The sequence below is a fragment of the Subtercola sp. RTI3 genome, from assembly GCF_035018625.1.
Classification (GTDB): Bacteria; Actinomycetota; Actinomycetes; order Actinomycetales; family Microbacteriaceae; genus Subtercola; species Subtercola vilae.
In genome coordinates this window covers 1-11,447 of the sequence record NZ_JASJXO010000010.1, presented here as the reverse complement: position 1 = coordinate 11,447, position 11,447 = coordinate 1, and the positions used below count along the sequence as shown (strand labels likewise).

General features: G+C 66.3%; 9 protein-coding genes. 7 read left to right on the top strand and 2 right to left on the bottom strand.

All coding sequences use genetic code 11. The annotated features are described in order from the left end of the window. Positions 1–33: 33 nt before the first annotated feature. Positions 34–1,212 (top strand): nucleotide pyrophosphatase/phosphodiesterase family protein, encoded by a 1,179-nt coding sequence (locus QN358_RS05970; protein ID WP_323511846.1) that lies wholly within the window; start codon positions 34–36, stop codon positions 1,210–1,212. 104 nt (positions 1,213–1,316) lie between these two features. On the opposite strand, the gene sepH is transcribed toward QN358_RS05970, so the two are convergent. Next, positions 1,317–2,711, bottom strand: a complete 1,395-nt coding sequence (gene sepH, locus QN358_RS05965) for a septation protein SepH (protein ID WP_323511845.1) — start codon at positions 2,709–2,711, stop codon at positions 1,317–1,319. Between the two features lie 202 nt (positions 2,712–2,913). Here sepH and QN358_RS05960 point away from each other — a divergent pair, with 202 nt between their 5' ends. Continuing rightward, on the top strand, positions 2,914–3,207 hold the full coding sequence (locus QN358_RS05960; RefSeq protein WP_136640839.1) for a DUF4193 domain-containing protein: 294 nt from the start codon (positions 2,914–2,916) through the stop codon (positions 3,205–3,207). Positions 3,208–3,266: 59 nt separating this feature from the next. Here the strand turns inward: QN358_RS05960 and QN358_RS05955 are convergent, their stop codons facing one another. After that, on the bottom strand, positions 3,267–3,719 hold the full coding sequence (locus QN358_RS05955) for a DUF3093 domain-containing protein (protein WP_136640838.1): 453 nt from the start codon (positions 3,717–3,719) through the stop codon (positions 3,267–3,269). 51 nt (positions 3,720–3,770) lie between these two features. On the opposite strand from QN358_RS05955, the gene dut reads away from it, so the two are divergent. The 5 genes from dut to acnA all read left to right on the top strand — a co-directional run bounded on the left by dut (position 3,771) and on the right by acnA (position 11,242). Then, complete coding sequence (dut, locus tag QN358_RS05950; protein ID WP_136640837.1) at positions 3,771–4,250, top strand: dUTP diphosphatase; 480 nt, start codon at positions 3,771–3,773, stop codon at positions 4,248–4,250. A 184-nt stretch (positions 4,251–4,434) separates the two neighbouring features. Further along, entirely contained in the window at positions 4,435–5,031 is a 597-nt protein-coding gene (locus QN358_RS05945; protein ID WP_136640956.1) for a DUF3710 domain-containing protein, read from the top strand. Beyond that, positions 5,032–5,916, top strand: coding sequence for a DUF3159 domain-containing protein (locus tag QN358_RS05940; protein WP_136640836.1), 885 nt, complete (start codon positions 5,032–5,034; stop codon positions 5,914–5,916). After that, positions 5,913–8,297: an HAD-IC family P-type ATPase gene (locus QN358_RS05935; RefSeq protein ID WP_323511844.1), complete on the top strand. Its 2,385-nt coding sequence runs from the start codon at positions 5,913–5,915 to the stop codon at positions 8,295–8,297. Before QN358_RS05940 ends, QN358_RS05935 begins: the two co-directional genes overlap by 4 nt. A 119-nt stretch (positions 8,298–8,416) precedes the next feature. Next, entirely contained in the window at positions 8,417–11,242 is a 2,826-nt protein-coding gene (gene acnA, locus QN358_RS05930; protein ID WP_323511843.1) for an aconitate hydratase AcnA, read from the top strand. Positions 11,243–11,447: the final 205 nt, after the last annotated feature.

The window sequence follows — 11,447 nt, the reverse complement described above, 5'->3', positions numbered from 1 at the left end:
TCTCGGTATGCGGGTCATGCCAGAATGGGCACAATGCCCCCCACAATACCGGCCCTCGATCCCACCGCCCCGCACCTCACAGACGTGTTGCCGAGTTGCATTGCAGCGCTGGGAGGCGCGGCCAACAGGCTGGAGCTGCGGCCCGTCGACCGTGCCGTGGTCGTGCTGGTCGATGGCCTCGGGGCGGCGGCGCTTCGCGCGAACAGCGGCCACGCTCGCCATCTCGCCGCCCGCCTCACCAAGCGTGCCCGCATCGCGAGCGGGTTTCCCACCACCACCGCGGCCGCTCTCGCCTCGCTCACCACCGGCGTCTCACCCGGAACCCACGGCCTCGTCGGCTACACCGCCTACGTGCCCTCAGCCGATGCCGTGAAGAACCAGCTCACCGGCTGGGGCCCGGCAATGCAGCCCGACACCTGGCAGGCACAGCCCACGCTGTTCGAGCAGGCCAGTGCAGCCGGTATCGGATGCTCGGCCATCGGTGCCCCCCGCTACACGTCGAGCGGGTTCACCCACGCGGTTCTGCGTGGTGCCCACTACGTGGCCGGCAAGAGCATCGCCGACCGTTTCGCGGCGGCCCGTGCCGTGCTCGACTCGGCCGCAGCAACGTCGTCGAAGGCGCTCGTCTACGTCTACATTCCCGAGCTCGACATGGCAGCCCACGCCTCGGGCTGGCAGTCAGACAAGTTCACCGCTGCGCTCGAGACGGTCGACGCTGAGACCGAGGCGTTCGCTCTGAAGCTGCGTCAGGGCGAGGGCATGCTGCTGACGGCCGACCACGGCATGCTCGACATTCCGGCCACGTCGCACGTGCTGTTCGACGAGAACCCGGCGCTGGTGCGGGGAGTCGCGCACGTGGCGGGTGACCCGCGGTGCCTGCAGCTGCACGTGGCCGGGGGTTCTGGCCCGAAAGAGGCCGAACGGCAGGCGATGATCGCCGAACTGTTGGCGGCGTGGCGCGAAGCCGAGGGGGAGCGCGCGTGGGTGTTGTCGGGCGATGAGGCCGTCGAGGCGGGGTGGTTCGGAGCGGTGCTGCCGGGCATCCGGTCGCGGATCGGAGACGTCATTGTGGCGGCGCGCAAGAACATCGCGTACTACGACTCGCGTACGACCCCGGCGGCGAAGCGCACGATGATCGGACAACACGGGTCGTGGAGCGACGATGAGCTGTACGTTCCGCTGCTCGGGTTCGGGGCCTTCGAGCGCCCCTGACCCGGTGCCGGAACCTCAGCTGGTGAGGCGGGTGAGCCTCAGCCTGTCGCCGATGGTGCCGATTGCGTCTTCCCGGCGCGCTAGTCGGGTCGGGCTACGCCGGGTCAGTTCAGGTCGTCGTCGGTGCGAGCGCCAAAGACGATCTCGTCCCAGCTGGGCATTGCCGTACGAGCGCGTTTGGTGCGCGACTGCGGGCCGGTTTGGCGCTGGTCGCCGCGGGCGGGGGCGTCAGACGGGGTGGCCGAGTCGGCGCGAGCGTTGCCGTTGCCGGTACCAGTGCCGTTGCCGGTACCGGTACCGGATGCGTCGACGTCGTCGAAACCATCGAGCGGCGTCTCTGCCGACGCCGGGGCCGGGGTTGTGGCGGGCCGCAGCAGATGCGCGAGCGGCCGCGTCTCGGCCTGCGAGGCCGGAGTCGTGTTGTGCGTTCGCGGAGCGCCAGGGGCAGCGTGTGAGGGATGCGCGGGGTGACCTGACGCGAGCGACGGATCACCCGGGCGCCCTGCGAGCGTGTCGAACTCGTCATCGTCGTCGGCTGTGCCGAGGTGGAACGAGGCAGATTCGCGTTCACCGCGTCGGCGGCGCAGTGCCTCGAGCAGGTCAGCGGTCTCGTTCTGGGCGGCCACGGGCACGGCGGCCCGTTTGACGGCGGCGGCCGCGGCGGCGGGCGACGACTCCTGCGCCGTGCGGTTGAAGGGGGTGGGTTCTGTGAGCACCGGTTCGACGGCAGGCCCGCCATCGTTCCACAGGCCCGACCCGGCAGCACCCGAGGCACCCGAATCACCCGACGAGCGGGACGCACCCGCACCAGAGGCACCGGGCGCACCGATGGCGTCGAGCTCGTCGAGCCCCAGGCCACTGCTCTGGGCGAGACGGCTGTCACGCTCGAGCTGCGCGTTCAGGTCGACGGCACGCAGCCGCGGAATGAGCCCATCGGAGATCTCACCGTGCTGCGACAGCGTCACCGCGCCGGCGTTGAGGGGTGAGAGCGAGTGACGTTTGGGGTCGTACTGCCAGCGCGCGTCGTGATCGATCTCGCTCGCGGTGAACGTGAGCTTGACGATCCAGCCAGACTCTTCTTTCCAGCTGGCCCAGCGCAGGTCTGTTGCGCTGAGGCCCGCGAGGCGCTCTTCGATGACATCACCGAAGGTCGACGACTGGTCTTCGCTCAGCGGGTCGGTCGATGAGGCCACCTTCACGGCCACCTTCAGCGCCGACGAGACGATGTGCAACCGCTCGGCGACCACGGGCCCCTCGAAGCGCTCGACGTACTCGAGCGAGGCTCCTGTGGCGCGTGCGACGTCTTCAGCACTCATGCCGGCACGAATCTGCGACTGGATCTCGCGCGGCGACACCTTCACGCCCGTGGTGACACTGGTGGTGCTCTGTCGCAGGCGCGACTGCAGTACTTCGTCGATGGCGACGCGATAGCGCTCGCCTGTTTCAGAAGCCACGAGCAGGGAACCGTTCTCGATTCCTATGACAGTCAGATCTTGCATGATGATGGGCCCCGTCTTGGTCTGGAGTTCCCTGCAAGGATGCCATGACAAACCCCGTACAGACGGGAATGTTCAGGGCGTGCCGTAAGTTGCTACGGGCGTGGGATGCAAGCCTCCTCACGGCGGTTTGCTATTCCCCTTGGAATGATGCAAACTAACGCCGCCGATTTTGTTTCAGCTGGCGTATGAGAAGTGGATAAGCATGGCAACCGATTACGACGCTCCGCGCAAGACCGACGACGATTCCGACTCGATCGAAGCGCTCAAAGAGCGTGTTCCAGACAAGATGTCTGGCGTCGTAGACGTTGACGACGCCGACAACCCCGGTGGCTTCGAGCTGCCCGGTGCAGATCTCTCAGACCTCGACCTCGACGTGGTGGTTCTTCCGCCGCAGGCAGACGAGTTCACCTGTGTGACCTGCTTCCTGGTGAAGCACCGTTCGCAGATCGATCACCAGACGAAGCTTGGGCCCGTCTGCATCGAATGCGAGATGTGAGCGACAACGTAGAAACGATGCACTGAGTCAGACGAACTGAGTCAGTGCTCTGAACCGCATCACTGTGCGAGCTCGTGGTTGGCCTTTTCAAGGGCGGCTACGAGCTCGTTTGGGTTTCGGGTCGAAATCAGCCAGTACGGCACCGGGTCGCTCGCATCGTGAATGCTCACTCGCACGACCGGTGAGATCCATCCCCGGATGCACAGCCATGCCCGGGCGTCGAGACGCTGCCCTCTGGCGAGTGTTGCCTCCGAACCCGTGAAGGCGACGGGCTCGCCCACGAGTTCGAGTGGAATGCGGGCTTTGCCGGCCACGAGCATCCCGTCGCCGACGGAGACGACCGGCGAGAGTACGAGCAGCACCCCGACGCTGCCGCCGTACAAGACGATGGCGCAGACGATGCCGGCGGTCATGTTGATGGGTGCGAAGACCCCGATGCTGGCGGGAATCAGCAGTACCAGGTACAGGTAGATGCGGCCCGACGGGCTCAGGCGTTCACGGTAGGTCGACATAGCTCTATTCGATCAGAGATTCGGCCCGGCAATCTGCACTACCCTCGACTCGTGACTGAAAGCGTCGAAGTTCTCATCAAAGCTGAGCACATTCCCAGCTATGCCAACCCCGGTGATGCCGGTGCAGACCTGCGCTCTGCCGAAGCACTCACCCTGCAGCCCGGCCAGCGACAGACCGTCGGCACAGGCGTCTCGATCGCACTGCCTGCGGGCTTCGTGGCGTTCGTGGTGCCGCGAAGCGGTCTCGCCAGCAAACACGGCATCACCATCGTGAATTCTCCCGGCACGGTGGATGCCGGCTACCGAGGCGAGATTCGGGTCGCTCTTCTGAATACTGACACTCAGGTGCCGTACGATATCGCCGTCGGGGACAGAATCGCCCAGCTCGTGGTGATGCCGGTCAGCCGGGCGGTGTTCGTGCCGGTCGACACCCTGCCCTCGTCAGTGCGGGGCGAAGGCGGTTTCGGATCGAGCGGCTACAACGAACCGCAGAGCGCCACCAATTCACAGAAAGTCGAAGTCAGTGACTGACAAGAACGATTCCGTCAAGAACAAGCGCGGGCGCATCAGCCGCGCTGGAAACAACAGCGCTGGCAGTGATGCCGCGGCCAGCCCCACAGAAATCGAAGCCGTCGAGACAGAGCCCAGCGAAGCCGAACTCAGCGAAGCCGAACTCAGCGAAGCCGAGCTCAGCGAGCCGGCTGACGCCGTCGAACTGCGCTCCGACGAGAAGTCGGCCCCCGAGAACCGTGCCAGCGAAGGCCCGTTCGACGCCGACGAAGCCAACCCCGCTCGGCCCTATGTCGATCTCGGCGGGGTCAAGATTCTGCCGCGTGAAGGGCTGCAGCTGCGGCTCGAAGTCGAAGAGGGAACCAACCGTGTTGTTGCCGTCGGTCTCGACTTCGCTGGTTCGACCCTGCAGGTGCAGGCGTTCGCGGCGCCCCGATCCACCGGACTCTGGCACGACATCCGCGCGCAGATCCGCGAGCAGATCGGCGGCCAGGGCGGCACGCTCGTCGAGCAAGACGGCGTGTTCGGCCCCGAGCTGATAGCCGAGGTGCCGGCGGCCGGCCCCGACGGCAAGCCCGTCACGCGCCTCGCGCGCTTCATCGGCGTCGACGGGCCGCGGTGGTTTCTTCGCGGCGTGATCGCCGGCGAGGCCATGCAGAGCGACGATTCACGGGCGGCCGTCGAAGAACTCTTCCGCAGCGTGGTCGTGGTGCGGGGCAGTGCTCCCATGCCGCCGCGAGACCTGATTCCGCTGTCGATTCCGAAGACCACGGCGGCGCCAAACCCGTCGAGCACGCTCTAGATGTCGGGGGCCGAGCAGCCGCAGGGTGGGCAGGCGCCGAACGAGCAGCACGGTGGCGCAGGCCGGGGGAACAGGCAGCAACAGAGCGAACACCAGGGGAGCGGGCATCCGGTGCCGAACGAGGCCAAGGCTGCTCAGCGCGTGAACGGTGCCGATGAGAGCGAGGCCCCGCTGTCGTTCTCCGCGGCGTTCGCTGCGGCCGCCAAGCGGTCGGGTATCGGCCAGGTCGCACCCGGCGAGGCACCCACGGTGTCGTCGCTGCTGCGGGCCATCGGCGGCGTGCGCGGGCTGATCGAGTCGATTCTGCCCGGGCTCGCGTTTCTGGTCATCTACACACTCACGAAAGATCTCACACCGAGCGTGATCGCTCCGCTCGCGGTGGCGGCCGTGTTCATCGTGGTGCGGCTCGTCACCCGCAGCCCCGTGATGCCGGCCATCGCCGGGCTGATCGGTGTCGCAGTGTCGGCAGGTCTGGCGCTGTTCACCGGCCGGGCCGAAGACAACTTCGTGGTCGGTATCGTCATCAATGCGGTCTCAGTGGTCGTGCTGCTCGGCTCGATCGTGGCCCGGTGGCCCCTGATCGGCCTGATTGTCGGTGTGCTGACCGGCGACGCCGCCGCGTGGAAGAGCGACGCCGCCAAGTTCAAAGTGGTGCTCATCGCTACGTGGTGCTGGGTCGGGCTGTTCGCTCTGCGGCTCGCGGTCGAAGTGCCGCTGTACCTCGCAGGGCAGGCCGAGGCGCTCGCTTCAGTGAAGCTGATTCTCGGTGTGCCGCTGTACGCGGGCATGCTCTGGGTGACCTGGCTGTTGGTGCGTGCCGCGTTCGGCCACGAGGGGTCGAAGACGGTTCCGGAACCCTCCGATCCGGCGTCGCCCACGCCATGATCGCACCGGCCGACCCCGGCCTGAGCCCCACCGAGGTTCAGCAGCGCATCGCGCGGGGCGACGTGAACGTCGTCGAGACGCCCACCTCCCGCACGTTCCGCAGCATTCTCGCCGAGAACGTCTTCACGTTCTTCAACGGCATTCTCACCGTGTGCTTCATCGCGGTGCTGCTGCTGGGCGACCTGCGTGACGGCTTCTTCTTCGGCGTTGTGGTGTTCAACGCCCTCATCGGCATTGTGCAGGAGCTGCGGGCCAAGCGCGCACTCGACCGGTTGGCGGTGCTCGCCTCGCCCGAGACGGCGGTTCGGCGGGGTGGCGTTCTGCTGGTCATCCAGCCCGGTGAGGTGGTTCTGGATGACCTGGTGATCGTTCGACCGGGTGACCAGATCACCGCCGACGCCGATGTCATCGTGACCACCGCGCTGTTCGTCGACGAATCGTTGCTCACGGGCGAGTCGGACCCGATAGCCAAGAAGCCCGGCGACCGCCTCATGTCGGGCTCGCTCGTCACGTCGGGAACGGCCGAGGCGAGGGTGGTGGCGGTCGGCGCGAATTCGTATGCCAGCAAGCTCACTGCGGAGATCAAGAGGCACAGCCTCGTGCACTCGGAACTGCGCGCTGCGACGAACCGCATTCTGGTGTACCTGTCGTGGATCCTGGTGCCGCTCATCGTTGTCATCGTCTTCGGGCGCATTGCGACGTACGGAGGTTTTCACGCGCTGGCCGACCCGAACGACCAGAGCTGGCGGCACGCCCTCGTCGACGCGGTCGCGAGCGTGGTGGGCATCATTCCCGAGGGTCTGGTGCTGCTGACGAGTCTCGCGTTCGGCGTGGCGGCGATTCGGCTGACCCGGCAGAAGGTTCTGGTGCAGGAGCTGGCCGCCGTCGAGGTGCTGGCTCGAGTCGACGTGCTGTGCCTCGACAAGACGGGCACCCTCACCACCGGGGCAATCGGGTTTCACGGGCTGCAGCAGTTGCCGGGGCGAGACGACGATCTGGGGCCCTGCCGGTCGGCGCTGGCCGCCCTGTCGACCGATGACGCCGGCAACGCGACGTCACGCGCCCTCGCCAACCAGTTCGAGCTGGGTTCGGCCGAGGTGCAGGCGCGGCTGGCGTTCAGCTCGCTGCGGGCGTTCAGCGCCGTGCAGCTGGCAAGCGCGGGCACAGACACCGTCACGTGGCTGCTGGGGGCTCCCGAGCGGCTGCTGGTCGGGCATCCGGAAGCCCTCGCAGAGGCGCACACCATCGCCGCGAGCGGGCGCCGCACGCTGGTGCTGGCCCGCTCGGCCGAGGCGCCCGAGCGCTACGTCGACGAACCCGAACTCGTGGGGCACGCGATGCCGGCCTGCTTCGTCATTCTCGAAGAGACCATTCGCCCGGAGGCCGCCGAAACCTTGGCCTACTTCGCGGCCGAAGGGGTACGCGTCATCATTCTCTCTGGCGACAATCCGCACACGGTCGGTTCGATCGCGCGCCAGCTGAACCTCGGCGACGAGGCCGTGGATGCGAGCACGCTGGTCGACGACGAATCGCTCACCCTGGCACTGGCCGCGGGTGGTGTCTTCGGCCGGGTCGCCCCCGAACAGAAACAGCGCATCGTGAAGCTGCTGCAGCAGCAGGGCCGCTCGGTGGCGATGACCGGCGACGGCGTGAACGATGCCATGGCCATCAAAGACGCCGACCTGGGCATCGCGATGGGCAACGCAACGCCGGCAACGCGGGCCGTGTCGCGACTGGTACTGCTCGACAGCCGGTTCGACCGTCTGCCCGAGGTGCTGATGCTCGGGCGCCGCGTGATCGCGAACGTCGAGCGGGTGTCGAACCTTTTTCTCTCGAAGACGGTCTACGGAATCGTGCTGGCGCTGTTCACGGCCATCTTTGCGTGGGAGTTTCCGTTTCTGCCCCGGCAGCTCACCCTGGTGTCGACACTCGCCATCGGCGTGCCGTCGTTCTTTCTCGCGCTGGCTCCGAACCGCCGCCGCTACCGGGCCGGAGTGCTGCCTCGGGTACTGAAGTTCTCGTTGCCGACGGGGCTCATCGGCGCGACGGCGTGCCTGGTCGCGTATGCGCCGCTGCGCGGCACGCTGCCGCAAGTCGAGGCTCGCAGCCTCGCCACGATGGCGCTGTTCATCGTGTCGCTCTGGATCGTCTCGGTGCTCGCCCGCCCGCTCTCGAGGCCCCGGGTCGTGCTGGTGCTCTCCGTCACGCTGGCCTTCGCACTGGCGTACCTGCTGCCGTTCACCCGGGCTTTCTTCGTGCTCGACGTGAGCATCGGCCCGTGGTTCTTCTACGCGCTGGCGGTGGGCGTGGCCGGGGCCTCTGGCATCGAGGTGTACTACCGGTTCGCGAAGCGGCATGGTCTCGTCGTCGACCGGGAATGAGTGCTAAAGTTATCTCGACGTCAAGATAGTTTTGCGGCTTCTCGAGTAAGGCAACCCTTGCTAGCCACAGGTATCGCAAGACGCCCAAGATTGACGTAGTCAGCGAAGGAGAGACGTACGTGTCTGAAGTAAACAGTTTTGGGTCGAAAGACACCCTCACAGTCGGAGATCAGTCATACGAGGTCTTCCGGCTCGACACCGTTCCGGGCTATGAGAAGCTTCCGTTCAGCCTGAAGGTACTGCTCGAAAACCTGTTGCGCACCGAAGACGGTGCCAACATCACGGCAGAGCACATCAGAGCAATCGGCAATTGGCAGCCCACCGCTGAGCCCGACACCGAGATCCAGTTCACCCCCGCACGCGTCGTGATGCAAGACTTCACGGGCGTTCCCTGCATCGTCGACCTCGCCACCATGCGCGAAGCGGTCGGCGCGCTGGGCGGCGACCCCACCAAGATCAACCCGCTCGCCCCCGCAGAGCTCGTCATCGACCACTCGGTCATCGCCGACCTGTTCGGGTCTGAGAACGCTCTCGAGCGCAACGTCGACATCGAGTACGAGCGCAATGGCGAGCGCTACCAGTTCCTTCGCTGGGGCCAGACAGCGTTCGACGACTTCAAGGTCGTTCCGCCGGGAACGGGCATCGTGCACCAGGTGAACATCGAGTACCTGGCCCGCGTGACCTTCACCCGTGAGGTCAACGGGGTTCTGCGCGCCTACCCCGACACCTGCGTCGGTACCGACTCGCACACCACCATGGTCAACGGCCTCGGCGTGCTCGGCTGGGGTGTCGGCGGCATCGAGGCAGAGGCGGCCATGCTCGGCCAACCCGTCTCCATGCTGATTCCGAAGGTCGTCGGCTTCAAGCTCTCCGGCACCATTCCCGCCGGCGTCACCGCCACTGACGTGGTACTCACCATCACGCAGATGGTGCGCAAGCACGGTGTCGTGGGCAAGTTTGTCGAGTTCTACGGTGAAGGCGTCACGGCCGTCCCGCTCGCGAACCGCGCCACCATCGGTAACATGAGCCCCGAGTTCGGCTCGACCGCTGCCATGTTCCCGATCGACGACATCACGCTCGACTACCTGCGCCTCACGGGCCGCAGCGAAGAGCAGGTCGCCCTTGTCGAGGCCTACGCCAAGCTGCAGACGCTCTGGCACGACCCGAGCGTCGAGCCCTCGTTCAGTGAGTACCTCGAACTCGACCTCGGCACCGTGGTTCCCTCCATCGCCGGGCCGAAGCGCCCGCAAGACCGGGTCGAACTCAGCAACGCGAAGTACCAGTTCGAGAAAGACCTCAACGACTATGCCTCGCAAGACCTGTCACGGGTCGATGCGTCGCTCGACGGCTCGTTTCCCGCGTCAGACCCCAATGGCTTCACCTCACAAGACGAAGACACCGCTCACGAGGTCTCGCACAGCCATGTCAGTCATGCCCCGTCGACGGTGTCGGCTCCGACCGCAGTCACCACGCCCGCTGGCCTGAACTACACGCTCGACCACGGAGCAGTGGCGGTCGCCGCCATCACGTCGTGCACCAACACCTCGAACCCGAGCGTCATGCTCGCGGCCGGTCTGCTGGCCCGCAACGCCGTGAAGAAGGGCCTGAAGTCGAAGCCCTGGGTCAAGACCACCCTGGCGCCCGGCTCGAAGGTCGTCACCGACTACTACGAGAAGGCCGGCCTCACAGGCGATCTCGAAGCCCTCGGCTTCTACACCGTTGGGTACGGCTGCACGGTCTGCATCGGCAACACCGGCCCACTCATCGAAGAGGTGACCGACGCGATCAACAAGAACGATCTCGCCGTCACCGCCGTGCTCTCGGGCAACCGCAACTTCGAGGGCCGCATCAGCCCCGACGTCAAGATGAACTACCTTGCCTCGCCGCCCCTGGTCATCGCGTATGCGCTGGCCGGCTCGATGAACTTCGACTTCGAGACCGACTCGCTCGGTACCGGCAGCGACGGCGCCGAGGTCTACCTCCGCGACATCTGGCCCGACGCGGCCGAGGTGCAGCAGACCATCGACACGTCGATCAACACCGAGATGTTCACCCACGAGTACGCGAGCGTGTTCGACGGTGACGAGCGCTGGCGTTCCCTGCCGACACCCACCGGCCCCACCTTCGAGTGGGACGCCGAGTCGACCTACGTTCGTAAGCCCCCGTACTTCGAGGGCATGACCATCGAGACCACTCCGGTCTCGTCGATCGCCGGCGCACGCGTGCTGGCGAAGCTCGGCGACTCGGTCACCACCGACCACATCAGCCCTGCTGGCAACATCAAGGCCGACAGCCCCGCGGGCAAGTACCTCGACGCCCACGGGGTTTCGCGCAAAGACTACAACTCGTACGGCTCGCGCCGCGGCAACCACGAGATCATGATCCGCGGCACGTTCGCGAACATCCGGCTGAAGAACCAGCTGCTCGACAACGTCGAGGGTGGTTACACCCGCGACTTCACGGCTCCGGATGCCCCGCAGGCGTTCATCTACGACGCCAGCGAGAATTACCAGGCTGCGGGCATCCCGCTCGTCATCTTCGGTGGCAAAGAGTACGGTTCGGGTTCGTCACGGGACTGGGCGGCCAAGGGCACGTCGCTCCTCGGCGTGAAGGCGGTCATCGTCGAGAGTTTCGAGCGAATCCACCGCTCGAACCTCATCGGCATGGGCGTTCTGCCGCTGCAGTTCCCGGCAGGCGAGAGCTGGGCATCGCTCGGCCTCGACGGCACCGAGGTCATCGACATCTCCGGTGTCGAAGAACTCAATGAGGGCCGCACCCCGAAGACGCTTCACGTCACCGCGACGCCGAGCGAGCACTCGCCCGAGGGCAAGCAGCCTGTGGAGTTCGATGCGGTCCTCCGCATCGACACCCCCGGTGAGGCTGACTACTACCGCAACGGCGGCATCCTGCAGTACGTGCTGCGTTCGCTGGTCACCGCGGCGTAACCCGCATCCGCCCCGCAGAACGGCGGCAGAGCCCCTCCCACGAGGTCGCTCTGCCGCCGTTCTCGTCGCCCGGGCCCCAGCCTGGGCCCCAGCCCTCGCATTCTCCGTTGGGTGTCGGCTTTTGCACGCTTGGGCGCCCGTGAAGCGGGCAAAAGCCGTACCTCTCCGGGCGGGAAGGGGTGGGGAGGGAGGCTGTCTCTTATAC